This window comes from Marinobacter sp. Arc7-DN-1 (genome assembly GCF_003441595.1).
GTDB classification, from domain to species: Bacteria; Pseudomonadota; Gammaproteobacteria; order Pseudomonadales; family Oleiphilaceae; genus Marinobacter; species Marinobacter metalliresistant.
Window position 1 is genome coordinate 548,826 of the sequence record NZ_CP031848.1, and the last position, 25,161, is coordinate 573,986.

At 57.6% G+C, this 25,161-nt stretch carries 22 protein-coding genes; 1 reads left to right on the forward strand and 21 read right to left on the reverse strand.

Features of this window, described 5'->3' with window-relative positions:
* Positions 1-27: 27 nt before the first annotated feature.
* From purF to leuC, 14 genes are all read right to left on the reverse strand, one after another.
* Positions 28-1,554 carry an amidophosphoribosyltransferase gene (gene purF / locus D0851_RS02610; protein ID WP_117617223.1) on the reverse strand — a complete coding sequence of 509 codons (1,527 nt, stop codon included), beginning with the start codon at positions 1,552-1,554 and terminating at the stop codon, positions 28-30.
* A gap of 34 nt (positions 1,555-1,588) precedes the next feature.
* On the reverse strand, positions 1,589-2,158 hold the full coding sequence (locus tag D0851_RS02615; RefSeq protein ID WP_117617224.1) for a CvpA family protein: 570 nt from the start codon (positions 2,156-2,158) through the stop codon (positions 1,589-1,591).
* Positions 2,159-2,250: 92 nt separating this feature from the next.
* On the reverse strand, positions 2,251-2,850 hold the full coding sequence (locus tag D0851_RS02620) for an SPOR domain-containing protein (RefSeq protein ID WP_117617225.1): 600 nt from the start codon (positions 2,848-2,850) through the stop codon (positions 2,251-2,253).
* Between the two features lie 132 nt (positions 2,851-2,982).
* On the reverse strand, positions 2,983-4,323 hold the full coding sequence (gene folC, locus D0851_RS02625) for a bifunctional tetrahydrofolate synthase/dihydrofolate synthase (RefSeq protein ID WP_117617226.1): 1,341 nt from the start codon (positions 4,321-4,323) through the stop codon (positions 2,983-2,985).
* On the reverse strand, positions 4,307-5,233 hold the full coding sequence (gene accD / locus D0851_RS02630; protein ID WP_117617227.1) for an acetyl-CoA carboxylase, carboxyltransferase subunit beta: 927 nt from the start codon (positions 5,231-5,233) through the stop codon (positions 4,307-4,309). The genes folC and accD overlap by 17 nt, the downstream gene beginning before the upstream one ends.
* A gap of 47 nt (positions 5,234-5,280) precedes the next feature.
* On the reverse strand, positions 5,281-6,093 hold the full coding sequence (gene trpA, locus D0851_RS02635; protein ID WP_117617228.1) for a tryptophan synthase subunit alpha: 813 nt from the start codon (positions 6,091-6,093) through the stop codon (positions 5,281-5,283).
* 19 nt (positions 6,094-6,112) lie between these two features.
* The gene (trpB, locus tag D0851_RS02640) at positions 6,113-7,321 is read right to left on the reverse strand and encodes a tryptophan synthase subunit beta (RefSeq protein WP_413773551.1); all 1,209 of its coding nucleotides are present in this window, start codon (positions 7,319-7,321) and stop codon (positions 6,113-6,115) included.
* On the reverse strand, positions 7,314-7,943 hold the full coding sequence (locus D0851_RS02645; RefSeq protein WP_117617230.1) for a phosphoribosylanthranilate isomerase: 630 nt from the start codon (positions 7,941-7,943) through the stop codon (positions 7,314-7,316). The genes trpB and D0851_RS02645 overlap by 8 nt, the downstream gene beginning before the upstream one ends.
* The gene (truA, locus tag D0851_RS02650) at positions 7,940-8,848 is read right to left on the reverse strand and encodes a tRNA pseudouridine(38-40) synthase TruA (RefSeq protein ID WP_117617231.1); all 909 of its coding nucleotides are present in this window, start codon (positions 8,846-8,848) and stop codon (positions 7,940-7,942) included. The genes D0851_RS02645 and truA overlap by 4 nt, the downstream gene beginning before the upstream one ends.
* Positions 8,849-8,954: 106 nt before the next feature.
* Positions 8,955-12,158, reverse strand: coding sequence for a FimV/HubP family polar landmark protein (locus tag D0851_RS02655; protein ID WP_117617232.1), 3,204 nt, complete (start codon positions 12,156-12,158; stop codon positions 8,955-8,957).
* Between the two features lie 313 nt (positions 12,159-12,471).
* Positions 12,472-13,587 carry an aspartate-semialdehyde dehydrogenase gene (gene asd / locus D0851_RS02660; protein WP_117617233.1) on the reverse strand — a complete coding sequence of 372 codons (1,116 nt, stop codon included), beginning with the start codon at positions 13,585-13,587 and terminating at the stop codon, positions 12,472-12,474.
* Between the two features lie 130 nt (positions 13,588-13,717).
* Positions 13,718-14,791: a 3-isopropylmalate dehydrogenase gene (gene leuB / locus D0851_RS02665; protein WP_117617234.1), complete on the reverse strand. Its 1,074-nt coding sequence runs from the start codon at positions 14,789-14,791 to the stop codon at positions 13,718-13,720.
* A 31-nt stretch (positions 14,792-14,822) separates the two neighbouring features.
* On the reverse strand, positions 14,823-15,470 hold the full coding sequence (gene leuD, locus D0851_RS02670) for a 3-isopropylmalate dehydratase small subunit (protein ID WP_117617235.1): 648 nt from the start codon (positions 15,468-15,470) through the stop codon (positions 14,823-14,825).
* Positions 15,471-15,486: 16 nt separating this feature from the next.
* Complete coding sequence (gene leuC, locus D0851_RS02675; protein WP_117617236.1) at positions 15,487-16,905, reverse strand: 3-isopropylmalate dehydratase large subunit; 1,419 nt, start codon at positions 16,903-16,905, stop codon at positions 15,487-15,489.
* A 428-nt stretch (positions 16,906-17,333) separates the two neighbouring features.
* On the opposite strand from leuC, the gene D0851_RS02680 reads away from it, so the two are divergent.
* Complete coding sequence (locus tag D0851_RS02680; protein WP_117617237.1) at positions 17,334-18,206, forward strand: LysR family transcriptional regulator; 873 nt, start codon at positions 17,334-17,336, stop codon at positions 18,204-18,206.
* A 3-nt stretch (positions 18,207-18,209) separates the two neighbouring features.
* Here the strand turns inward: D0851_RS02680 and D0851_RS02685 are convergent, their stop codons facing one another.
* The 7 genes from D0851_RS02685 to D0851_RS02715 all read right to left on the reverse strand — a co-directional run bounded on the left by D0851_RS02685 (position 18,210) and on the right by D0851_RS02715 (position 25,097).
* Positions 18,210-19,358, reverse strand: a complete 1,149-nt coding sequence (locus D0851_RS02685; RefSeq protein ID WP_117617238.1) for an MFS transporter — start codon at positions 19,356-19,358, stop codon at positions 18,210-18,212.
* A gap of 167 nt (positions 19,359-19,525) precedes the next feature.
* Positions 19,526-20,620 carry a chorismate synthase gene (gene aroC / locus D0851_RS02690; protein WP_117617239.1) on the reverse strand — a complete coding sequence of 365 codons (1,095 nt, stop codon included), beginning with the start codon at positions 20,618-20,620 and terminating at the stop codon, positions 19,526-19,528.
* 37 nt (positions 20,621-20,657) lie between these two features.
* Positions 20,658-21,560 carry a 50S ribosomal protein L3 N(5)-glutamine methyltransferase gene (gene prmB, locus D0851_RS02695; RefSeq protein WP_117617240.1) on the reverse strand — a complete coding sequence of 301 codons (903 nt, stop codon included), beginning with the start codon at positions 21,558-21,560 and terminating at the stop codon, positions 20,658-20,660.
* 95 nt (positions 21,561-21,655) lie between these two features.
* The gene (locus D0851_RS02700) at positions 21,656-22,870 is read right to left on the reverse strand and encodes a patatin-like phospholipase family protein (RefSeq protein WP_117617241.1); all 1,215 of its coding nucleotides are present in this window, start codon (positions 22,868-22,870) and stop codon (positions 21,656-21,658) included.
* Between the two features lie 5 nt (positions 22,871-22,875).
* Complete coding sequence (locus D0851_RS02705) at positions 22,876-23,709, reverse strand: DUF4892 domain-containing protein (RefSeq protein WP_227539418.1); 834 nt, start codon at positions 23,707-23,709, stop codon at positions 22,876-22,878.
* 73 nt (positions 23,710-23,782) lie between these two features.
* Positions 23,783-24,733: an alpha/beta fold hydrolase gene (locus tag D0851_RS02710; RefSeq protein WP_117617243.1), complete on the reverse strand. Its 951-nt coding sequence runs from the start codon at positions 24,731-24,733 to the stop codon at positions 23,783-23,785.
* Positions 24,734-24,746: 13 nt separating this feature from the next.
* Positions 24,747-25,097: a PilZ domain-containing protein gene (locus tag D0851_RS02715; protein ID WP_008171779.1), complete on the reverse strand. Its 351-nt coding sequence runs from the start codon at positions 25,095-25,097 to the stop codon at positions 24,747-24,749.
* Between the last annotated feature and the right edge of the window lie 64 nt (positions 25,098-25,161).

The following is a 25,161-nucleotide window of genomic DNA, read 5'->3' on the forward strand; positions in this document are numbered from 1 at the left end:
CAACGTCTCCTGCCTGATACGGCGGCTTCAGTCTTCGTCGTTGTACAAATCAATAATACCGTTATCACTGGATGTGGCTCCGGTACTCTCGAAACGTTTGTCGTCGTTGCGCAGTTCTTCGAGCCGGTTAAGGTAGGCCGCATCGACATCTCCGGTCACATACTTACCGGTGAAGACCGAGCACTCCCAGCCCTCAATATCGTCATTCACGTCACTGACGCAGGTTACCAGATCATCCAGGTCCTGATAGAGCAGCCAGTCCGCGCCAATCAGCTCCCGGATCTCTTCAACGGTGCAGTCGTGAGCAATCAGCTCGCTGGCAGAGGGCATGTCGATCCCGTACACGTTCGGGTAGCGAACGGGGGGCGCTGCCGACGCAAAATAGACTTTGCGGGCACCCGCATCCCGCGCCATCTGGACAATCTCCTTACAGGTGGTGCCGCGCACGATCGAGTCGTCCACCAGCATCACATTCTTGCCCCGGAACTCAAGATCGATCGGGTTCAGCTTCTGGCGAACGGACTTCTTCCGCATTTTCTGGCCAGGCATGATGAACGTCCGGCCGATGTAGCGGTTCTTGATAAAGCCTTCCCGGAATTTGACCCCAAGGCGATGGGCCATCTGCATGGCGGAGGTCCGGCTGGTGTCCGGAATCGGTATCACCACATCGATATCATGGTCCGGGCACTCTCGCAGAACTTTCTCGGCCAGGGTCTCCCCCATCCGCAGGCGCGCCTTGTAGACCGACACCTTGTCAAGGATGGAGTCCGGGCGGGCGAAATACACATGCTCGAAAATACACGGGAAAAGATGCGGATCTTCGGCGCACTGACGGGTGTAGAGGGTGCCGTCGGTTTCGATATAGACGGCCTCGCCCGGCGCAATATCACGAACCAGGGTATAACCCGCGGCACTCAGAGCCACGCTTTCCGAGGCGATCATGTATTCCTTCCGGCCATCCTCAGCGGTTCGCTCGCCGTAGCAGGCCGGCCGGATTCCGTTCGGGTCCCGGAAGCCGACAATGCCGTAACCGGTAATCATCGCAATCACGGCATAGGCACCCCGGCAGCGTTTGTGCACGGCGCTTACCGCTGAAAAAATTTCGTCCTTGGTGGGATCGAGCTTACCCAGCTTCTGCAGTTCATGGGCGAACACGTTCAACAGCACTTCCGAATCCGAATTGGTGTTGATGTGGCGAAGATCGGTCCGGAACAGGTCCTTGCTGAGATCATCGGCATTGGTCAGGTTGCCGTTATGGGCCAGGGTAATGCCGTAGGGGCTGTTTACATAGAACGGCTGGGCTTCGGCGGAACTGGAACTGCCGGCTGTCGGGTAACGCACATGCCCGATACCCACGTTACCGACCAGGCGGCGCATATGCCGGGTGTGAAACACGTCCCGCACCAGCCCGTTATCCTTGCGAAGGTAAAAACGATCATCCTGAAAAGTAACAATGCCCGCCGCGTCCTGGCCCCGGTGCTGAAGTACAGTCAGCGCATCATAGAGCGACTGATTGACGTTGGAAGTACTGACGATGCCGACAATGCCACACATGGATAAGGTGTTCTCCGAGTGTTAAAACTGAATGTTAGCGGGACGCAGACGCGGGTTCCACGCCTTCCTGCAGTGTACCGGGTTCCGGTTCTCGCGCACCCTCGGGCGCAGGCCCCAGAAAACGCGCAAATTCATCGCCCAGGGTCCGCCGGGACCAGTCTTCAACCACCGCAAGGCGATCGATGATAATGGACGTTCGCCACCAGGTATCCTGTGCCAGTGGGGTATATCGGGTGAAGGCGATGGCGACAATCACGACCACAACACCTCGCAAGAGCCCGAACCCCATGCCAAGTACCCGATCCGTGGCTGAAAGCCCTGTGACCCTGATCAGGTGACCAATCATGTTGTTAATGATGGCTCCGACAATGAGCGTTCCAAAGAAGAGTATGGCGAAGGCGGCAATGAGCCTGACCAGGGGCGTTTCTACCGTGCTTTCCAGCAGGCTTTGCATTTGTGGATGGAAGGTTCTGGCAAGGATGAACGCGCCAACCCAGGTCACCAGAGACAGAGCTTCTTTTACGAAACCCCGCTTCAGACTGATGAGCGTGGAAACTGTAATCAGGGCGATAATGACCCAGTCAATCCAGATCAGCGCTTCCATGGAAAACCCGGTGGAGAAAAGGAAGCGCGAATTCTATCAGGAAACCCCGGTTCGCCAAACCGCCTTACCCACATAAAACCGCTTGAGCGTGGCTATTTTTCGCCGGACGTGATCAGGCTGTTCACGCCAAACGCATCATCCACGGCTCGTTTTGCTGCTTCGGCTTCCGACCTGGTGGCAAACGGACCGCTGAAAACCCGGGTAAGCGTGGTATCTCCACGGACTACGGCCTGGAGGTGAGAGCCATAGCCCTTTTCCCGAACCTTGTCCCGCAACCGGCGGGCATTGTCTTCGTTGCCAAAACTTCCCAGCTGGACCACCCAGGCGCCCTCAAGGGAGCGCTCGTACTCGGCCGTTTCCGGCTCAGCGGGCTCCCTGACCTCAGGAACGGGCGCGGAGGCAACGGGCGCGGAATCGGAGCCTTCTTCAAGAATCCGGTACGCGGGCGAGTCCTTGCTCTCCCCTGCCCCAGGTTCAGGCACATCAGGTGCGTTCTCGCTGAGCTCATAGGAAGGCGCCGGTGCCACTTCGGTTTCAGGCGCCTCAACTTCAGGGAAAGGGGGTTCTTCCGGAATTTTGATAGTTGTGGAACTGCGTTCCGAGTGAGGCTCGTCAAAAAGCATGGGAACAAAGATAACCGCCAGGGAAACGAGTACCAACGCCCCGATTATTCTCTGTTTCAATCCATCCACGTTACCAGGCTCCCATCTGTTGTGACTGCGCTGTTGTGACTGCGCCGCGAGAGACGCCTACCCGCAGATACTAACCGTCCGGCAGCCGGAACTCAAAGGCAGACCCGCTGCCATGGACAAAGTTTAAGGCAGTCAGGTCAGCCCCGGGGCTCGCTTTTGTGACGCAGAGTGAAGCAGAATTTCCCGAGCCTGGGCGACGGTATGGAACGAACCGAAAACAACCACCAGATCATCCGCTGATGCATTCGACAATGCGGTATTCAGTGCCTGCAGGACGGTTTCGGAGGCGCTCACAGCCGTCAGCCCGGCGGCCCACAGCCTGTCTTTCAGGACTGCCCCGGAAAGCCCCCTGGGAGCATCAAGCCCCGCCAGGTACCAGTGATCCACTACTCCGGCCATGGCTCTGCCAACGCCTTCAACATCCTTGTCGGCCAGCGCCGCATAAACGGCGTGAACCTCTTTACCCGGCGTTTTCAGGCTCTCCAACTGGCCAGACAACCAGCCCGCAGCATGAGGGTTGTGGCCCACATCCACAAAGATATCCGGACGCTTTCCAAGCAACTCGAATCGACCGGGGACACTCAAGCTGGAAAGGGTCTGTTCGATCGCAGCACTATCCAGCTCCGGCTCAAGATTGCGGATGGCCACGACTGCCGCAGCGACACTTTTCAGCGGCAACGGCCCGGCCGGCAAGCGAATCAACTGGCCCCCATATTCCAGAGCCGGACCGGAATTCGAATCTCTGCCGCCTTCACGCGGTGACAGGTGATAATCACGCTCCAGCAGTGCCAGATCAACTTTCTGCGCCGCAACCTGCTGAAGCACGGAACGGGGCGGATCATTGTCGGCATAGACCGCGGGGATACCCGGCCTCAGCACGCCGGCCTTTTCAAAGCCGATAACCTCCCGGTTATCGCCAAGAAAGGCAACGTGATCGATGTCCACCGATGTCAGTATGGCGAAATCGGCATCCAGAACATTCACTGCATCCAGCCGCCCGCCCAGACCAACCTCCAGAATCCAGTGATTGACGCCCGCATTGGCGAAGGCCACGAACGCCGCCAGTGTACCAAATTCGAAATAGGTCAAAGAGACCTTTCCCCGGGCTGCCTCAACCACCTCAAACGCCTTTACCAGTTCTGCATCCGAGATATCGGTACCGTCCAGGCGAACACGCTCGTTGTAGCTCTGGAGATGAGGCGAAGTGTAGGCTCCGGTGCGGCGCCCCGCAGCCCGCAACAGAGCCTCAACCGCTGCAACCGCACTACCCTTGCCGTTGGTACCGGCGACAGTGATGATGCGTGCTTCCGGTTTGCGACGGAAGAGCCGACGAAACACTATCAGGACCCGATCAAGCCCCAGGTCAATCTCGGTCGGGTGTATCGCTTCGAGGTAGGCAAGCCACCGGTCAACTGTGGCACCAGCCCCCGGAGAAACCGGGGGCCGGACAGAGCGGCTACTCGGTGGGGGCATCGATTTCGGGCTTTTCTGACACATCAAACTCGATAGGCTCTTCCGTGCCCGGACGTTCCTGACCAGTGAACTTGGCCAGAACGTGGGCAATCCGCTCCCGCATCTGGTGGCGGTGAAGGATCATATCAATCGCCCCGTGCTCCAGCAGGAACTCACTGCGCTGGAACCCTTCAGGAAGCTTTTCACGAACCGTCTGCTCGATGACCCGTGGCCCGGCAAAACCGATCAGCGCATTTGGCTCGGCGATATTCAGGTCGCCCAGCATTGCCAGACTGGCCGAAACGCCGCCGAAGACCGGGTCCGTCATGACCGAAATATAGGGAATTCCTTCCTGTTTCATACGCTCCAGAACAGCAGCGGTTTTGGACATCTGCATCAATGACAGAATCGCTTCCTGCATTCGCGCACCGCCACTGGCCGAGAAACAGACGAGGGGAATGCGGTGCTCCAGAGCGACGTTGGCGGCCTGAACGAATTTCTCGCCGACCACCTGACCCATGGAACCGCCGAGGAAGTTGAACTCGAAGGAGCAGGCAACGAGTGGAACACCCAGAGTCGTCCCCCTCATTGCAATCAGGGCGTCCTTCTCTCCTGTCGCCTTCTGGGCTTGGGACAGACGGTCTTTGTAGCGCTTGGTATCCTTGAACTTCAGGCGATCCCATGGCTCAAGCTCAGCCGAAATCTCTTCCCGGCCGTCCTCGTCAAGGAATACATCCAGGCGCCGACGGGCATTAACCCTGAGATGGTGGTTGCATTTCGGGCAAACATCGAGATTTTTCTCAAGCTCCGGCTTGTAGAGAAAGGCGCCGCATTTGGGGCATTTCTTCCACAGCCCCTCCGGCACACCGGTTCTCTGCTTGGATTCCGAGCGAATCTTGCTCGGCATGATCTTGTCCAGCCAGTTACTCATGGTTTCATCCTGTCCTTTGATGCCTGTTTGCCCTCACCCCTGATAAATCAGGAGGCCAGGCTGTCCAGCGCTTCACGCATCGGGTGGAGCAGATCCGTCAATGCTCGTTTGAGCTGGCCGGTATCTGCCTGATTTCTGGCTATTGTATCGACCAGGACACTGCCAACAATTACACCATCGGATACCCGGCCGACTGCAGCAGCCGTTTCCGCATCCCGGATACCGAAGCCGACGCCCACGGGAAGCGCTGTCAGTTCGTGAATGTGGTTCACTTTTGCGGCAACCTCTTCCACGTTGATTGTGGCAGAGCCTGTCACACCCTTGATTGAAACATAGTACACATAACCGGAAGAGTGCTCACTGATTGCACGGATCCGGTCATCAGTCGTGGTCGGTGCCAGCAAAAAGATGGCATCCAGATTGCGCTCGGTAAACAGAGGAGCCACCTCGTCGGCCTCTTCCGGCGGCAGATCGACCGTCAGGATGCCATCCACACCCGCGTCTTTGGCCGCATCCGCGAATTTTTCATAGCCCATCGCCTCCATGGGGTTCAGATACCCCATCAGAACCACCGGCGTGCTGTCGTTGGTCGTGCGGAACTCCTTGACCATGCCGATAACCTGCCGGAGGGAGGTTCCATGGACCAGCGCCCGCTCGCAGGCCAGCTGAATGACGGGACCGTCCGCCATCGGATCCGAGAATGGCACCCCCAGTTCAATAATGTCAGCGCCGGCCGCCACCAGGGTATGCATCAGATCTACCGTCACATCGGGATGCGGGTCTCCGGCGGTAATGTAGGGGATAAGTGCCTTGCGACCTTGTCCTTTAAGGGTATTGAGAACCCCTTCGATTCGGCTCATGCCTGCTCCTGTTGATTCTTCAGATCTCGATGCCTTCAAGCTTGGCAACGGTGTTTATGTCCTTGTCGCCGCGGCCGGAGACATTGATGACCACGGTCTGGTCTTTGTCCATGGTTGCCGCCAGTTTGATGGCGTAAGCCACCGCGTGCGCGGTTTCCAGGGCGGGCATGATGCCTTCAACGCGGGTCAATTTGCGGAAACCTTCCATAGCTTCATCGTCGGTGACCGATACATAGTGGGCCCGGCCAATGTCCTTCAGCCAGCTGTGCTCCGGCCCGACACCCGGGTAGTCCAGGCCGGCACTGACAGAATGAGTGTCGGCAATCTGGCCATTCTCATCTTCCATCAGGTAGGTCCGGTTACCGTGCAGCACGCCCGGCCGACCGGCGCAGAGAGGTGCCGCGTGTTTTCCGGTTTCAATGCCCAGGCCACCGGCTTCAACCCCATACAGCTCCACGGATTCGTCCGCGAGGAACGGATAGAACATACCTATCGCATTTGAACCGCCGCCGACACAGGCCACCAGTGCATCTGGCAATTTACCGGTCTTCTCAAGGCACTGACGACGGGTTTCACGACCGATTACCGACTGGAAATCCCGAACCAGCATCGGATACGGGTGTGGCCCCGCCACAGTGCCAATGATGTAAAAGGTGTTATCAACGTGCGCCACCCAGTCCCGCATGGCATCGTTCATGGCATCCTTCAGCGTTTTAGAGCCACTCTGCACGGCATGGACCTGAGCGCCCAGCAGCTTCATACGGAAGACGTTCAGAGACTGGCGCTGAACGTCCTCGGCACCCATGAACACATGACACTCAAGCCCCAGACGGGCGCAGACCGTTGCCGTCGCAACACCGTGCTGGCCGGCACCGGTCTCTGCAATAATCCGTTTCTTCCCCAGGAAACTGGCGAGCAGTGCCTGGCCAATCGTGTTGTTCACCTTGTGGGCGCCGGTGTGGCAAAGATCTTCACGCTTGAGCCAGATCTGCGCACCGCCGGTCTCCCGGGTCAGGCGCTCGGCAAAGTAAAGAGGCGTGGGCCGGCCCACGTAATCCGCCAGTTCCTTGTCGAACCGCGCCTGAAATTCCGGGTCTTTCCTGAGGCGGTTATATTCTTTCTCGAGTGTCATCAGGGAATCCATCAGAGTCTCGGAAACAAACCGCCCACCGAAGGCCCCGAAGTGACCCCGCGCGTCCGGCAGTGCGCTCAGCATTTCTTCAGTCAGTTTTACAGACACGGTGAACCTCTTTGATAAAATGAGAAATTTTCTGGATATCCTTGATGCCTTTGCCTTGTTCAACACCGCCGCTGACATCCACCGCCCACGGTTTCACCTGGTTTACCGCGGCAAATACGTTAGCAGATGACAACCCGCCGGCCAATATGAGCGGCAGTGGCCGGTCCTCCGGTATCAGCTCCCAGTTGAAGCCCTTCCCGGTACCGCCGTATTTTTCCGGATCCCAGGCATCTACCAGCAAACCGGCAGAGTCCCGGAACTCTTCAAACGCACGCTCGATCTGACCGGATTCCCGAACCCGGACGGCCTTGATCCAGCGGCGCCCGAAGCCTGAGCAGAAAGCGGCAGTTTCGTCGCCATGAAACTGCAGAAGATCCAGCGGGACCTTGTCGAGCACTGTCTCGAGTTCCTGCCGAGAGGGATTCACAAACAGGCCGACAACGGACACAAACGCAGGGATGCGGCGAACCAGAGCCGCGGCCTGATCCGCATTGACTGACCGCGGGCTTGGCCCATAGAAGACGAACCCCAGAGCGTCCGCGCCGCATTCAACCGCCGCATCAACGTCCTCAGGGCGAGTCAGGCCGCATATTTTTACGCGTGCGCTCATTGGCTCAGAACCCGTTGCTTGAGATGGATATGTGTGGGCGTCAGGGGGCGGTTTTCCGCCCGACTGTACCACGGCCTCACAAAGCCGGGGCCACACTCGGCAGCAGGCAAACCGAACTCACCGGGATAACCCACATCAACCAGATACAGACCATGGGGAGGCGCGGTAACACCGGCCACTGTCCGGTCTCTGGCAGCCAGTATCTCATGAATCCACTCTACTGGCTGCTTCCCTGAACCCACCGCCATCAACGCCCCGGCAATATTCCGCACCATGTGATGCAAAAATGCGTTGGCCTGCACATCAATTACGACAAAGTTACGTTTCCGGGTTACCGAGATCCTTTCCAGGAAACGGATCGGCGTTCGGGACTGGCAGCCGGCTGCGCGGAAGGACGAGAAATCGTGCTCACCTGTCAGCGCCTGTGCTGCCTCATGCATTCGCTCGGCATCGAGAGGGCGGAATGTCCAGCTCACCTGCCCCCGCTGGATACCGGGCCGCACCGGGTGGTTGCAGATGATGTAGCGGTAGCGGCGGTACGTGGCTGAAAAACGGGCATGGAAATCGCCCTCGCCATTCCCGGCCCAGTGCACGGAAATATCATCAGGCAATGCGGTATTGATGCCCATCACCCAGGATCGGAGGTTCCGCACCGAAGGGGTATCGAAATGGGCAACCTGGTAACTCGCGTGAACACCGGCGTCTGTGCGCCCTGCACAAACCAGATCCACGGGGTGATCGGCGACCTTTGCGACCGCTTTGGTAAGTTCGGCTTCGACCGACCGGACGCCGGATTTCTGGAGCTGCCAGCCGTGGAAACTGCGGCCATCGTACTCAAACGCAAGCGCGACGCGCCCTGCACCGATGGCGTTATCCGTGGTGAGTTGCTGGGTTTCAAGAAACAAGTGCGAATCCGGAAAGTATGTTTCTGTAAAAACAAAGCGCCGGCTTGATGCCGGGAGTCAACCCGGCAGCCGGCGCTTGCTGCCTGTCAGACCCGATTATAACGGATCAGGACAGATTTTTAAGGAGATCTTGTGCCTCCGCTTTCTGATCTTCGCTGCCTTCCAGGGCGACTTCTTCGAGGATGTCCCTGGCGCCATCAGCGTCACCCATCTCGATGTAGGCCCGCGCAAGATCAAGCTTGGTGGCAGCCTCATCGGTACCGGCGAGGAAATCGAAGTCGTCGTCATCCCCAAGATCGTTCTCGTCAATATCAGCAACAGACGAACGGGAAAACTCCCCGGCCACCTCATCGGATGCAACGGGCAAGTCCAGATCTTCATCTGAAGCCTCATCGACGTCAGCCGGGAGGTCCTGGTCATCAAGGCCATCTGCAGCGCCCTGCTGCTCAAGCTCCTCGGCCCCCTCAACGGTCTCTTCAGGACCGGCTTCCTCGGCATCGCCCAGAACATCGCCTTCTGCGAGGGTGTCTTCAAGGCCCAGTTCCTCATCCAGGGAAGCGGGCTCTTCCTCATCGTGATTCGCCGAATCCGCGGAATCGGAGAACTCTTCCATCAGCGCCAGGTCTTCATCTGACACATCCAGCTCAAGATCATCCAGAGAGGATTCTTCCATCTCGCTACCGCCCAGCTCGTCCTCTTCTTCACCGGCTACCTTGTCGAGCTCGGCATCAAGTTCATCAAGAAAGGACTCGTCCAGAGAATCGATATCAGCTTCAGAGTCTTCTTCAGACAGACTGACCTCATCGGCAGCCTCACCCGACTCACCCGCTGGCGTCTCTTCCCCCAGATCACTCTCGTCGAGCTCCAGACCCAGATCTTCTTCGACCTCATCGGGCTTTGTTTCAGGGTCGGCGGATTCATCAAGATCCATCCCGAACTCTGAGGACATATCCCACTCACCGGACTCCCCAGGCTCAGGAGTTTTTTCTTCTCCGGACTCGAGTTCAATGCCCGAGAGGTCGTATTCGATCAGGTCATCCTTGCTTTCTTCTTTCTGGTCTTCCGATCCAGAAGCTTCCGGTTCTTCAAACTCATTCAGATCAAAGTCTGAAAGATCGGAATCGAAGTCACCAAATTCGTTCTCGGCCGGCTCTTCCTGCTCCGAATCGAACCGATCCGCCAAGAGCTCTTCAGATGCAGGTTTGTCTTCACCAGGAACCGAGTCTTCACCAGGAACCGAGTCGTCACCCGCCCCCTTTTCGGAATCGTAAGAGGCCGCGAAGGAGTCTGAGCGAAGCTGTGATTCAAGGTCATCGATGCTAGGCATGGACTCCGCTTCTTCCAGTCTCGCCCGCAACTCGTTCGCTGTCGTCAGGGCTTCCTCGTCATCCAGTGCCTGGATTTCACCAAACTGCCTTTCAAAGGATTCACGATCCTGGATATCGGCATATACACCCAACAGCTTCAGACGCAGATCAGTGCGGCTTGGTTCGCGGGAGATTGCTGTTTCCAGCGTTTGTGCTGCCTGATCGTGACGACCATAGGCTATGTACGTGTCTGCTTCTTCGAGGGCGTCACTGGCGACTGATTCCTGATCGCCCTCATCCAGATTCAGATCAAAGGAATCTGTACCTTCCTCCGTTTCGCTGTTCAGCTGTTCGTAAAACGCCTTTTCCCGGTTCGCATTGCGACGGGCAAGGAGCAGGAGCAGCAACAGAAGAATGATCAGGCCACCCCCAAGGGCAATCTGGTACATCGGGTTGTTGGTGATCGCATCAATAACATTAGCCGGAAAGCCCTTCTCTGCAGCAGGAGCCTGAGGTGCCGGCTTTGGTTCGGGCTCTGCAGCCTGCGAAGGCTGAGAGGCCGCAGGGGCTGGCCCGGTAACGTCTTCGCTCATGTCTTCAGAAGTCGCGTCGGTACCGGCACCAGCCTCCGCCATGACCTGTTCATCAGATGGCGAGGCAGCATCGGCGGCCGCGCCTTCCGGTGCATCTTCAGCCCCCGCCAGTTCAGCGGTTTCCGATCCGGGTTCGGCCTGCTCACCGGACACGGCGGGCTCAACCTCTCCGGTGGCCTTCTCATCCGCAACGGCGGTTTCTTCCTGAGGTGTCACGTCCTCAGCCGCCGCAGTACCGGCAGCCTCGCTCTCACCAGGGGCAGCCTGCTCTGGAGAGTCAGCCCCGGTTGCCTGTTGAATCTCGGCAAGCTGGGTATTTTTCAGTTCAAGCAGACGCTGGAGTGTCTGAACCTGATCCTGAAGATCTTCTACCCGACTGTTCAGCTCTGTATTTTCACGTCGTGCGCTTTCCAGCTCTTCCATCGCAACAGCAGTGCCGGCGTCAACGCCACCAGGCAGCTGGCCATCCCCGCCGGCCGAGCCGCCTTCGGACGTATCGCGACCGGATTCCCCGGAGACAACCAGCTTCAGCTCATCACCACCCGCCGCCGGCTCCTGGACCACAGGCTGCTGCCGCTGGCTCGCAGTTGCATCAACGGTACGCCGGGGCGACTGAAATTCCTGATTCTGCTGGCTGACGATGCGGATTGCCTGAGCACGCGTCCGGCTCTGTATCTGGTCAATGGAGGGTACACGGAGCACTTCGCCGCGCTTCAGGCGATTGATGTTATTGTTGATGAATGCATCCGGATTCAGGTCCTGTATTGCAAGCATGACCTGCTGCATGGAAACGTTGTCATTGGGGCGTACGCGGGAAGCAATAGTCCACAAGGTATCGGATGACCCGGTTGGCCCGAAGGTATCCGCCTGATATCCCGCGCCCAGTGACCGCTCGGCCTGCGACTGACGGCGCAAAGACTCCTGGCTGCGGGTTGCTGCTGGCTGGCGGGCCGTTTCCGTGGAAGCCGCCGCAGGTACATTAACCTGCTCCTGTATCCCCGAGTCCTCTGCGTATACAGGCGGATCAACGAGAACGGCGTATTCACGCATCAATCGACCGCTCGGCCAGGTCATTTCCAGCAGGAAATTGAGGTACGGTTCCCTCAGGGGCTCGCGCGAGGAAACGTTAACAGCGAGACTGCCATCGTTACGGGTAACCACCTGGAACCTGAGCTTGCTGAGAAACTGGTTGCGATCCAGCCCCACCCGTTCGTATGCCTGTTCCGAAGCAATGTTGACGAATACATCCCCTGGATCAACGCCACGGCTCTGGGGCAGAACAATCTCCGCATCCAGTGGCTCATTCAGATAGGACTGAAGTTCAATTTCACCCAGCCCAAGGGCCTGTGCGACGCCGGACCCAAGCCCTCCCGCCAGAGCCAGGGCAACCGCAAGCTTGCGTACCTTCATGCTTTTTCCTTTCCAGTCTCCGTTATTCGTTACTGCTTTTTTCAAACAGAATCGGACGAGGTTGGATGACTTCCGTCTGGATAATTCTCGTTATTATGTGTTCTTTTTAATATTCAGCCCGGCAAGTATTGTTGATAAAACCTCTTTTATCAATCAATCAGCCGCAATCCTTGCACCATTTTTTTATCAATCGCGCGGAACTGCCTAGCGCTCCTGAAAATAACAGGGGCGGAGGCTGAAATCAGCCTCCGCCCCCTTACCGGTTTACTGAAACCGGACACAGTTGGCATTTATTGCCTCTGCGTAACAATTCTTAACGCTCCTGAAGGATCCGGAGCATACGACGCAGCGGTTCGGCAGCACCCCAGAGCAACTGATCACCCACGGTGAACGCGGAAATATACTCCGGCCCCATGGCCAGCTTGCGGATGCGGCCAATCGGCACACTCAGGGTACCGGTAACCTTCGCCGGAGTCAGTTCCTCAATAGTCGCATCACGATCATTGGGGATAACCTTTACCCAGTCATTGGCCTTCGCCAGGATCGACTCAATTTCTGAAACCGGCAGGTCCTTCTTCAGCTTGATGGTCAGTGCCTGACTGTGGGAGCGCATGGCGCCAATCCGCACGCAGATACCATCAATTGGAATCGGGTTGTCCGAACGACCCAGAATCTTGTTGGTCTCTACACCGGCTTTCCACTCTTCCTTGCTCATACCGTTATCGAGCTGCTTGTCGATAAACGGAATCAGGCTACCGGCCAGCGGTACCTGGAAGTGCTCGGTGGGGAACCCATCGGACCGCATGGTTTCGGTCACCTTCCGGTCAATCTCGAGGATTGCGGAAGACGGATCGTCCAGCTCGGCTTTCACACTGTTGTTGAGCTCACCCATCTGGTTCAGCAATTCACGCATGTTCTGCGCGCCGGAGCCAGAAGCCGCCTGATAGGTCATGGGCGATACCCACTCGATCAGGTCCTGCTCAAGCAGGCCGCCCAGGGCCAGCATCATCAGGCTTACGGTGCAGTTACCGCCAATGTAATCCTTGACGCCCTTGTCCAGCGCAGCATCAATAACATTGCGGTTGACCGGATCCAGAACAATAACCGAGTGGTCAACCATCCGGAGCGTGGATGCAGCATCAATCCAGTAGCCTTCCCAGCCCGCGTCGCGGAGCTTCTGGTAAACCGCACCGGTGTAATCGCCACCCTGACAGGTCACGATCACATCCAGGGTTTTCAGAATCTCAACGTCGAACGCGTCCTGGAGTGCAGGAACGCCCTCCTTGCCTACATCCGGTGCTGGCTTGCCAGCCTGGGACGTGGTGAAAAAGACCGGTTCGATATCGGCGAAATCGTTTTCTTCACGCATGCGCTGCATGAGGACCGAGCCCACCATGCCACGCCAACCTACAAGTCCAACTCGCTTCATGTGCGATCTTTGAACCTCGTTTTATGCCCGCCCACTGCCTTTATCGCTGGCAGGGACAGGATGGATGATCCCGCGGCAACTGCATCCCGTTACCGTCGGGTCTCGAATACACTGACTTCAGAAGCGCTGATTATAACGCAGTGAGCACTGCCTCGCCCATCTCCCGGGTGGAGACCCTGGTTGCGCCTTCAGACATGATATCTGCCGTTCGCAGCCCCTGATCCAGAACCTTGCTGACCGCAGCTTCAATCGCTTCAGCGGCTTTTTCCTCGTTGAGACTGTACCGCAACATCATTGCAGCACTGAGGATAGTGGCCAGCGGATTGGCAATACCCTTGCCGGCAATATCCGGCGCCGAACCGTGACAGGGCTCATACATACCCTGCTTTTCGGAGTTCAGCGACGCCGACGGCAACATGCCAATGGAGCCGGTGAGCATAGCCGCTTCGTCCGAAAGAATATCACCAAACATGTTGCCAGTCACAATCACATCGAACTGCTTGGGTGCCCGCACCAACTGCATGGCGGCGTTATCCACGTACATGTGGGACAGCTCCACATCCGGGTATTCCCGGCGCAGATCGTTCATGATTTCCCGCCACAGAACAGTCACTTCCAGCACATTCGCCTTGTCAACGGAACACAGCTTCCTGCCCCGCTGCTGAGCCGCTTCAAACGCGACCCGACCTATACGACGAATTTCCGATTCTGTATAGGCGTAGGTGTTGTAGCCCTGACGCTCTCCGCTTTCCAGTTCGCGAACGCCGCGCGGCTGGCCAAAATAGATGCCGCCGGTCAGTTCCCGGACAATCAGGATGTCCAGGCCGGATACCACTTCAGGCTTCAGCGACGACGCGGAGGCCAGCTGCGGATACAGGATGGCCGGGCGCAGGTTGGCAAACAGCTCAAGATTGGATCGCAACCCCAGCAATCCCTTCTCGGGGCGCCTGGCCATCGGGAGACTGTCCCATTGCGGGCCGCCAACGGCACCCAGCAGGATGGCATCGGCTTTAGTGGCTTTTTCCAGGGTTTCATCCGGAAGCGGGCTATCCGTTGCATCGATTGCCGCGCCGCCGACCAGGCCGGACTCGAAGCTCAGGCCAAGACTGAACTGTTCGTTGATCTTGTGGAGTACCTTTTCCGCTTCGGCAACAATTTCCGGGCCAATGCCATCGCCGGGGAGCATTAAGACTGTTCTGGACATAGTTTTTCCTTCCGAGATTCTTTTTTTGGATTTAGCTACCGGCGCCAAACAGCCAGGGCGCGGTTTTACGACGGCTGTCTTCATACGATTTGATGGCATCCGCATCTTCCAGCGTGACACCGATATCGTCCAGGCCGTTAAGCAGGCAATGACGGCGGAAGTCATCCACCTCGAAACTGAATGTCTCACCAGAAGGCGTGGTCACCGTCCTGGCCTCAAGATCCACAGACAGCTGATAGCCTTCGCTCTGCTCCACTTCCTGGAACAGCTGGCCTACCACTTCTTCCGGAAGAACAATAGGTAACAACCCATTTTTAAAGCAGTTGTTATAAAAGATATCGGCAAAACTCGGGGCAATAATCACCCGGAAACCGAAATCTTCCAGCGCCCAGGGCGCGTGTTCGCGGCTGGAACCGCAGCCAAAATTGCGGCGTGCCAAGAGCACACTGGCATTCTTGTATCTGTCCTGATTCAGAACAAAATCGGGATTGATCGGGCGTTTGGCGCAATCCTGATCCGGCTTGCCTTCATCCAGGTACCGCAGTTCATCAAACAGATTCGGCCCGAAGCCGGTGCGCTTGATGGACTTCAGAAACTGCTTTGGAATAATCATGTCCGTATCCACATTGGAACGGTCCATGGGGGCGACAACGCCCTGATGTTGCGTAAATGCGCGCATGGTTCTCTCCTGTGGATCAGTTCATCAACTCACGGACATCAACAAAATGGCCAGTCACCGCAGCGGCTGCCGCCATGGCCGGGCTCACCAGGTGAGTTCGTCCGCCAAAGCCCTGACGACCTTCGAAGTTCCGGTTTGAGGTGGAGGCACAGTGCTCGCCCTGGCCCAGCTTGTCAGCGTTCATGGCCAGACACATGGAGCAGCCCGGATCACGCCATTCCAGCCCGGCTTCAATGAAAATCCTGTCCAGACCTTCCTGCTCCGCCTGAACTTTCACCAGCCCGGAACCCGGTACCACCATGGCCTGCTTCAGCGTCGGCGACACTTTCCGCCCTTTCACCACGGCCGCGGCCTCGCGCAGATCCTCGATCCGGCTGTTGGTGCAGGAGCCGATAAACACCCGGTCAAGCTGGATATCCGTGATCGGCATATTCGGTTTCAAACCCATGTATTTAAGGGCGCGCACGATGCCTTCGCGCTTGATCGGGTCTTCTTCTTTCTCGGGATCCGGCACGCTGCCTTCAACGCCCACAACCATTTCCGGAGAGGTACCCCAGCTCACCTGGGGCTGGATTTCCGAGCCTTCCAGCTCAACGACCTTGTCGAACACCGCGTCATCTTCGCTGTGCAGGGTGCGCCAGTAGTCAACCGCCGCGTCCCATTGCTCGCCCTTCGGCGCAAACGGACGGCCACGCACGTAGTCAATGGTGGTGTCGTCAACAGCCACCATGCCAACCCGGGCACCCGCCTCAATCGACATGTTGCAGATGGTCATACGGCCTTCCATGCTCAAACCACGGATAGCCTCGCCGCCAAACTCAATGGCATGGCCGGTACCACCAGCGGTACCGATCTTGCTGATGATGGCCAGAACCACATCCTTGCCGGTCACGCCCGGACCCAGCTTGCCATTCACCTTCACCAGCATGTTCTTCATTTTCTGCTGAACCAGGCACTGGGTAGCCAGCACATGCTCAACTTCACTGGTGCCGATACCATGGGCCAGACAGCCAAAGGCGCCGTGGGTAGAGGTGTGGGAGTCGCCACAGACAACGCTCATACCCGGCAAGGTCGCACCCTGCTCTGGCCCGATAACATGAACGATACCCTGGCGCTGATCCTTGATCTTGAACTCAAGGATTCCGAACTCATCGCAGTTCTTGTCGAGGGTTTCCACCTGTATCCGGGATACGGGATCCACAATGCCTTCCACGCCCCGGGCACGGTCGGTGGTGGGCACGTTGTGGTCCGGAGTCGCAATATTGGCATCAATCCGCCACGGCTTCCGCCCGGCCAGACGCAGCCCTTCAAAGGCTTGAGGCGAGGTAACTTCGTGCAGTAACTGACGATCGATATAAATCAGCGCGGAGCCGTCGTCCCGCTGCTTGACGAGATGATCGTCCCACAATTTGTCGTATAAGGTCTTGCCCGCCATGGTTCTCTCTCACTCTCTGGGGGTTTCTGGTTATCACGTTCGATTGCTCTATGTTACCGTTTACTCATAGATAACCTCAATTCATGTTTTTCATCCATCGCATTCCAATTGGTTATTCTATAGAATTTGGGTGAAGGTCCCGGGTTGGGCCAGCACTTTCAAAACACGCCTACAAGCACATCCCTGTGGGCTCGTTTCGGGCCATCCCTGGCCCTCTACGGTTTTGAAAGTGCTGGCCCAACCCGCTCCCCAAACCTTTGAGCGGGCACCCGATATGTATGGGGCATATGGAGGGGAGAGTCTCCCAAAACCGTGGAGCGCCAGGGATGGCGCGACCGAGCCCTACAGGGACGTATTCACGGGCGTGTTTTGGGAGACTCTCCCCTCCATATGCCTTCCACCAATAGCCGAAAATCTGGATAAGAGGCATGGACTCAAACGCACTGAAGGCTTTCCTGACAATCGTAGATCAGGGCTCATTCTCAGAGGCAGCCGAAACCCTGCACCTGACACAGCCGGCGATCTCCAAACGCCTCGCGTCCCTGGAAAACCAGCTCGGTACCACCCTGCTCGACCGCAGCCACCGCCAGATCCGCCTGACAGACGCCGGCAGCCGTCTACTCCCCCATGCCCGCCGGATCCTGGACGAAATCCACAATGCCCGGATTGCCCTTTCCCCGGATTCGGGACAGGTGGAAGGCGAGCTTCAGATCATTGCCAGCCATCACATCGGTCTTCACCACCTGCCTAACTGGCTGCGGCGGTTCAAGCGGGAATACCCTCAGGTGTCCATTAACCTGCAATTCATGGAATCCGATGCGGCTTATGAACAGATGCGCAAAAGAAATGCGGAGCTGGCATTTGTCACCCTGAGCGACAGCATGGCGCCCAGCTTCACGGTATTCGCGCAGTGGCCAGACCCGATGGTGTTTGTGGCAGGAGCCGGGCATCCGCTCGCTTCACTGAGTCAACCGGCGCTTTCAGACCTCGCAGATCATCCTGCGCTGCTGCCGGACACGACAACAGCAACATACCGGGTTGTCAGCCGCTTGTTCCTGGAGGCCAACCTTCACCTGAACCCGCAGATGCCAACCAATTACCTGGAAACGCTGAAAATGATGACCAGTGTCGGCCTTGGCTGGAGTGTTCTGCCCTCGCGGATGGTCGATGACAGCCTCCGCGTGCTGGAGGTAGGCCGCCCGGTTTCCCGGGTCCTGGGCGGAATCGGCCTCACCGGCCGGCAGCTGGGCAATGCTTCGAAGGCCCTTCTGGCGATTGTTCAGCAAGAGGAAGGCGCCTGACTTTCAGACCTCGCCATGAACCGGCGGTGGCCGAAGGCCCCGCCAGGTAATCACGATTGCAATGGCCATGGCAGCCGCACCGCCCCAGAACGCCGCTGAGGTACTGAAACCATCCACCAGAAAGCCTGACAACCAGGCGCCCAGCGCGCCACCGGCACCAAACGTCAGCCCGCTATACAACGCCTGCCCCTGGCCGTGATGGTGCTGCCCGAAGAAACCCTGGATGTACTGAACCGAAATGGCGTGAAGCGCCCCGTAAGACGCCGCATGCAGCAACTGCGCAAACAGGAGAATCGCCAGAACATCCGTCATCTCGGCTATCAGGATCCAGCGAATCATTGTCAGTGTGAGTGCGCCGATAGCAATCTGCCGAACGGTAAAGTTCCGGGTCAGCCGGTGCATAACCAGAAAAAGCGCAATTTCCGCAAAAACGCCCAGAGACCACAGCAGCCCGATCGAGAGCTTGCCGTAACCATATTGCGCCAGGTGAATGCTGAAGAAGGTGTAATAGGCACCGTGGGACACCTGGAGCAGAAAATTCATCAGGAAAAACGTCACCACCGCCGGGTGGCTGACAATCGCTTTCAGACTGCCCTTCGGTGCCGGCGGTTTCCGCTCCCCCTGCTCGGACGGCACCAGAAAAGCAGACACCGCAATCCCGGCGAACACCGGCAACAACAACCAGGGCAGGTTCTGGATCGGAACCAGCTCCAGCAAACCACCCACCAGCGCCACCGCCCCGATAAACCCGACCGAACCCCAGAGGCGGACCTTGCCGTACTTCTCCCGGTTCTTGCCCAGGGTGCGAAGCGTGATCACCTCATACAGGGGCAGAATCGCGTTCCAGAAAAAGGTGAACGCCAGCATCACCAGAAGCAGCCCGTAGAACCCTGGCTCCAGGAACACCCCGGCAAAAAACAACGAACCGGTAATCGCCCCGAACCGCACCAGGCGCACCCGCTGGCCAGTCCTGTCCCCGAGCCAGCCCCAGACACTGGGTGCAACAATCTTGGTCAGCTGAATCGTCGCCATCAAGGTGGCAATCTGAAGGTAGGAAAACCCCTGGCCCTCCAGGTAGAGGGACCAATAAGGCAGGAGTCCGCCTAAAAGGGCAAAAAACCAGAAATATAGATTGGAAAGTCGAAAGTAAATGGCAAAACCTCTTCCAGACTATCGAAAAGCCAGGGCGGAGCCGGGGGTGTGGGCCGTTCAAAAATGTGGAGCGCCATGGATGGCGCGACCAAGCCCTACAGGGACGTATTTACGGGCGTTTTTTGAACGGCCCACACCCCCGGATTCGCTACACCATCAGTTAGATCCTAGAGCTGGCCAATAACGGGCGTAGCGACCGAAACATCCCCATTCTGCCCCCGATGCCGCAAATAATGATCCATCAGAACAATGGCCATCATCGCCTCGGCAATCGGCGTCGCCCGAATCCCGACACAGGGATCGTGCCGGCCGGTCGTAATCACCTCAACCGGATTGCCGTGCACATCAATGCTCCGGCCCGGCAAACGCAGACTCGATGTGGGCTTCAGGGCAATACTCGCCACAATCGGCTGACCGGAAGAAATACCACCCAGCACACCACCGGCGTTGTTGGAAAGGAACCCCTCAGGGGTCATCTCATCCCGATGTTCGGTGCCCTTCTGCGCGATGCAGTCAAAGCCGGCACCAATCTCCACACCCTTCACCGCATTGATGCTCATCAGGGCATGGGCCAGGTCCGCATCCAGGCGATCAAAGATCGGCTCACCCAGGCCCGGAGGCACACCCTCGGCGACCACATTAATCCGGGCGCCAATGGAATCGCCTTCCTTGCGGAGGGCGTCCATGTAGGCTTCCATCTCGGCAACCTTGTCCGGATCCGGGCAGAAGAACGGGTTCTGGTGCACCTGATCCCAGTCCAGTTTTTCGGCCCTGATCGGCCCCAACTGAGACAGGTAACCGCGAATACGGATACCCAGTCGCTGCTCGAGATACTTGCGCGCCACCGCACCGGCAGCCACCCGCATCGCGGTTTCCCGGGCCGAGGAGCGGCCACCGCCCCGGTAGTCCCGGACACCGTACTTGTGCATATAGGTGTAATCGGCATGGGCGGGGCGGAACTGCCCGGCAATTTTCGAGTAATCCTTCGAACGCTGGTCGGTATTTTCAATCAACAATCCGATGGGCGTGCCGGTGGTTTTGCCTTCGAAAACCCCGGAGAGAATTTTTACCTCATCCGCTTCCCGGCGCTGGGTCGTGTGACGGGATGTGCCCGGCTTGCGGCGATCCAGATCGCGCTGCATATCGGCTTCGGAGAGCTCAAGCCCCGGAGGACAGCCGTCAATAATGCAGCCCAGAGCAGCCCCGTGGCTTTCGCCGAATGAAGTGACCGCAAACAGCTTTCCAAAAGTATTTCCAGACATAATTCAGTATCTTACTAGGATTTTATAAGAAATAAGGTTAACTGGAAGTCTGCCACTGGCGCAGGTCCTGCTCGTTAATTACAAACACCCCATCACCGCCATTCTCGAAATCCAGCCAGGTAAACGGCAGATCCGGACAGGCTTCGTCCAGGGCCACCCAGCTGTTGCCAACCTCGACAATCAGAAGACCTCCCGGCGTAAGATGATTCGCAGCGCCGGCGATAATCCGGTGCGCAATATCCAGCCCGTCCTGCCCGGCGGCCAGACCCAGCTCTGGCTCATGGCGGTATTCGTCCGGCATGCTGGCGAGGTCTCCAGCGTCCACATAGGGCGGATTGCTTACAATGACATCATAGCGCCCGTCGATGTTTTCAAAGACATCCGATTGTACGGTGCGAACCCGGTCCCGGACTCCGTGAAGCCCGATGTTCGATTCAGCCACCGCCAGAGCATCGGCGGAAATATCGGAAAGGTCCACCTCCGCCTCGGTGAAAACAGACGCCGCACCAATACCAATACAGCCGCTACCGGTGCAAAGATCAAGAATGCGCTCAACCGATTTGCCACCCAACCAGGGCTGAAAGCCGTTCCCAATCAGTTCACCAATCGGTGAACGGGGCACCAGCACCCGCTCATCGACGTGAAACGGCATCCCCATAAACCAGGCTTCGCCTAAAAGGTAAGCCAGAGGAACGCGCTCATCCACACGCCGCCGAATCCGCTCCAGAATCAACTCCCGCTCTTGCCGGGTAAGCCGGGCATCCAGGAACAGGGTGTTGTTTTCCAACGGCAGATGCAGGCTGCGCATAACCAGTTGAACCGCCTCGTCCCAGACATTGTCGGTGCCATGGCCGAAAAACAGGGGCGAGGCGGCAAACTCTGAGGAGGCGTAGCGGAGGTAATCCCGAACGCTGTGGAGATCATCGATAGGGCTGGTCACAAACGTAAATCCTGTGCGAGAGCGTGTCAGCGCCGGATTATACGCTGTTTATCGATCTGACTGCAGCCTTGCGGACAGAGCCGGCAAGGATTGCCTTAAACCGCGAGCGGGCCGGAACTGTTGCGGCTTTCCTCGAACCGGTCCAGAGCCGCCGCCATACGCTCCCTGCCTAGCTGAATCAACTCCGGGGCTTTATGGTAATCGTAAGTCCTACAGGCGTTTTTAGGGACATTCACCAACAGGTCTGGCGGATAACCAGCAATCTTGTATTGCACCAAGGCATTCTGCATGGTCTCTATGGTCAGATTCATCACATCGAACCTGCCAATCCCCAGCTTGTCCCAGTCAACGGTTTCGTGGTCTTCGTGGCTTTTCCTGTCAGTCGTCTTCCTTTCAACCTGCTTTTGGTGCTCTTTCTTACGAATCTCCCGGGTGATTTTATCCTCCGGGCTGTCGTCGTGGTCTTGTTTGCGCGCCGCCAGCGATTTCAGCGCATCCCAGTCAAACCAGCGGGAGGCTTTCTCCCGGATCGTATCCATCCACTCGTCCATGTCTGCGCTTTCGTTTTCCGCCCCGGAAAAGGCCGCATCGGGGATTCGGCGACTCCGGTCATCCTCACCACTGAGGTTGACCGCCACAATGATATCGGCATGGGAGGAAATTGTCGGGATAATCGGCAACGGGTTGAGCAGGGCCCCATCCACCAGAACCCGACCATTGAGCACCAGGGGCGTAACCACGCTCGGGATCGCCACGGAGGCGCGGATAGCCTGTTCCAGCGGGCCCTCCTGGAACCAGATTTCCTTGTGGGCGAGCAAATCCGTTGCCACGGCGGTAAAGGCAATGGGCAGATCCTCGATTCGGGTTTCCCCCAACATTTCCCGCACAACCGAAAAGATTTTTTCGCCCCGGATGGCTCCGGCAGAATTAAAGGTTACGTCAAGCAGTTTCAGCACATCGAACTGACCGAGCCCGGTTACCCAGTCCTTGTAATCCTGCATCTTTCCCGCTGCATACATACCACCAATCAGTGCCCCCATGGAGCAGCCGGAAATGGCAACAATCTCGTAACCACGCTCTGCCAGAATTTCAATGGCGCCGATGTGAGCGTAGCCTCTCGCCCCGCCGCTCCCCAAAGTGAGGGCAACCGTCGTCCGGGGCTTGCGCCTGCGTTCTACCGTATCCGGATTTGCCGGCGCATCGGTAGCCGACACATCTGAACTTTGTAAAAGCCTGGAGACATTATCCCGGGGCGCGTCCTCCGAGGGCGGGCCTTTGCCGCCCTGATCGTCGTCCTTTGCGTTGCCCATTGTGTTTACCTCGAGATCATGACCACTTCTACCCGGTTACCCTGTCGGTCCGGTTCGCTGAATACCACGGCAGGACCTGCCACGATGATTTCCTGTTGGTCGCGGGAAACACCGGTCTTTGAGAGAACCTCCGAAAGCGATTCCGCCGCCCTGCGTGCGCGCTCCATGGCATCACTGAAGGATTCATCGGCTTCCAATACAGAATAGCTCACCAGCGCAACGATGGTGCCCTCATCCCGGGCCAGATCGGTTACACGCTGCCGGTCTCCTGCCTGCCAGTTAAAACGGTAGGTTACTCCACCTTGCCACGGGACGATAACCGGCCCTTCAACCCGCCTGGCCAGATTCCCGAACCCGGGAATGGAAGCACCGGGCGCCACGCGCAGATGCTCAACCCAAACGTACTCCCGCAAGTTGCCCCGGGTGACGGTGTAAACCAGTGTCAGCCACCGGGTTCCATCTTCAGAGGCAGTGCCCGCTACCAGATAGTCCTGGGTAGCATCGGCTCCATACAGAACCGCTTGATTGAATATCTGGTTCGCCCAGACGTTACTTCTGCCACAACGGACGCCGGAGCAATCAAACAGAATCTCGGCGTTTCTCTGGCCCAGCAGCCGCAGATAATGGGCCCGCGCCCGTTCCCGGCTTGAATCGCGGGCAATCTGGTAAAGACGCCCCTCCCCGCTTACGGGGAGCCTTGCCAAACTATCGGACCGGATTTCATTATTCACTTCCCGTACCGCACTGAAAAGAACCAGGTGGCTTGAAGATTCGATGTTAACCGTGGTTTCCAGGGTTGACTGCGGGAAGGCTGCGGGACTATCTCCGGTCGCAGCCATAACAAGACCTGGCAGGGCCAGCGCACAAAAAGTGGCTGTAAGAAAACGGATGAACAGTAGTTTCAGCAAGCGATTACTCATTTTCCAGAAATTGTCTGACGGCATCTACAACGTAACCGGTTTCCCCATCAAGATGGCAGTGGTGTCCACCCGGCACGTTCGATACCTGAAGATTCGGGATGGCGCTGGCGCGTTCATCCAGATCGTTTCTGTACGACAGAAGCCCCTGATCGGCTCTGACAAAGAGCGCCCGGCTTTCCAGGGCACCCAGGGACGCCATCACCTGCTCTTCGGTCATCATCAGCGGTGACGGGTGCCGGAGACGCGGGTCAGTCCGCCACACGAACCCGTTTTCCTCCGGCTTCATGTTCCTGGGTATGAGCGTCAATGCGGCTTCCGGACTCAGCGGGCTCAGTCCGCCCTCCCTCGCTTTGGCCGCGGTTTCAATATCCGGGTACAGCACTTGCCGGCCGGACCCCGCAATACGCTTCTTGATGGCCTTTCTCAGCTGGGGAATTGTGTCGCTAACCGGTCGGCTGATCGCACCGAGGCTGTCAATCATCACCAGGTTGCGTACCCGTTCAGGAAAGGCGGCGGCGTAGAGGGCACCGACAATGCCCCCCAGGGAATGGCCAACCAGATTGATTCGCCCGTCAGAGGTTTCCTGAAAATAGCGCTCCACAAGTTCAGCGAGGTCTGCCACGTAATCCATTAAAAGGTAGCCCTGCCCCTCCGGCCGGTGACCGGAATGACCATGACCGGCCATATCCAGTGCGTAGACAGGACCAAGGCCTGTCAGTTCCGGAGCCAGCTTTACAAAGGTAAGACTGTTATCAAGCCAACCATGCAGCATCAGTACCGGGGTGTTTTCGTGAACACCTTCATCCGCCTGCCAGCTAAGCCCGGCAAGCGCTATATGCCGGAGTTTCCACTCGGATTCACGGAAGCCCCGCGCACTTTCCCCATTCACGTCACCTCCCGCCAGACCATCAACAGCTCCCGGAGGTATAGCAATATCGTTCATGCAGGCTCCGCCTTCACATGGTGTGTGTTGGCCGATCGGAACTCAGTGAGCCTGCCAGGTAGGATTCGATTTTGGTGCGTGCGGTTTCATCATCACCGTTGAACTGAACCCCGATTCCCGCAGCGCGGTTGCCCTGGGCACCCTTCGGTGTAATCCAGATAACCTTGCCGGCCACGGGAATTTTCTCAGGCTCGTCCATCAGGTTCAGCAGCAGGAACACCTCATCCCCCAACTGGTACTGTTTCTGGGTCGGGATAAACAGACCGCCCTGGCGAATGTATGGCATATAGGCCGCGTACAATACGGCCTTGTCTTTTATCGTCAGGGTGAGAATGCCACTGCGCGCACCGAATCCGGGCCCCATAACTGACACCTTTGTGTAAGATCGTTTTTAACATTTGGCGGGATACAAAAATCCCTTTCATTCC

What these genes read in the sequence shown, in the direction of transcription:
- purF (WP_117617223.1), bottom strand. Translation starts at nt 1,554, where the DNA reads ATGTGTGGCATTGTCGGCATCGTCAGTACTTCCAACGTCAATCAGTCG.
- D0851_RS02615 (WP_117617224.1), bottom strand. Translation starts at nt 2,158, where the DNA reads ATGGAAGCGCTGATCTGGATTGACTGGGTCATTATCGCCCTGATTACA.
- folC (WP_117617226.1), bottom strand. Translation starts at nt 4,323, where the DNA reads ATGCCCCCACCGAGTAGCCGCTCTGTCCGGCCCCCGGTTTCTCCGGGG.
- accD (WP_117617227.1), bottom strand. Translation starts at nt 5,233, where the DNA reads ATGAGTAACTGGCTGGACAAGATCATGCCGAGCAAGATTCGCTCGGAA.
- trpA (WP_117617228.1), bottom strand. Translation starts at nt 6,093, where the DNA reads ATGAGCCGAATCGAAGGGGTTCTCAATACCCTTAAAGGACAAGGTCGC.
- D0851_RS02645 (WP_117617230.1), bottom strand. Translation starts at nt 7,943, where the DNA reads ATGAGCGCACGCGTAAAAATATGCGGCCTGACTCGCCCTGAGGACGTT.
- D0851_RS02655 (WP_117617232.1), bottom strand. Translation starts at nt 12,158, where the DNA reads ATGAAGGTACGCAAGCTTGCGGTTGCCCTGGCTCTGGCGGGAGGGCTT.
- asd (WP_117617233.1), bottom strand. Translation starts at nt 13,587, where the DNA reads ATGAAGCGAGTTGGACTTGTAGGTTGGCGTGGCATGGTGGGCTCGGTC.
- leuB (WP_117617234.1), bottom strand. Translation starts at nt 14,791, where the DNA reads ATGTCCAGAACAGTCTTAATGCTCCCCGGCGATGGCATTGGCCCGGAA.
- leuD (WP_117617235.1), bottom strand. Translation starts at nt 15,470, where the DNA reads ATGCGCGCATTTACGCAACATCAGGGCGTTGTCGCCCCCATGGACCGT.
- leuC (WP_117617236.1), bottom strand. Translation starts at nt 16,905, where the DNA reads ATGGCGGGCAAGACCTTATACGACAAATTGTGGGACGATCATCTCGTC.
- D0851_RS02680 (WP_117617237.1), top strand. Translation starts at nt 17,334, where the DNA reads ATGGACTCAAACGCACTGAAGGCTTTCCTGACAATCGTAGATCAGGGC.
- aroC (WP_117617239.1), bottom strand. Translation starts at nt 20,620, where the DNA reads ATGTCTGGAAATACTTTTGGAAAGCTGTTTGCGGTCACTTCATTCGGC.
- D0851_RS02700 (WP_117617241.1), bottom strand. Translation starts at nt 22,870, where the DNA reads ATGGGCAACGCAAAGGACGACGATCAGGGCGGCAAAGGCCCGCCCTCG.
- D0851_RS02705 (WP_227539418.1), bottom strand. Translation starts at nt 23,709, where the DNA reads ATGGCTGCGACCGGAGATAGTCCCGCAGCCTTCCCGCAGTCAACCCTG.
- D0851_RS02710 (WP_117617243.1), bottom strand. Translation starts at nt 24,733, where the DNA reads ATGAACGATATTGCTATACCTCCGGGAGCTGTTGATGGTCTGGCGGGA.
- D0851_RS02715 (WP_008171779.1), bottom strand. Translation starts at nt 25,097, where the DNA reads ATGGGGCCCGGATTCGGTGCGCGCAGTGGCATTCTCACCCTGACGATA.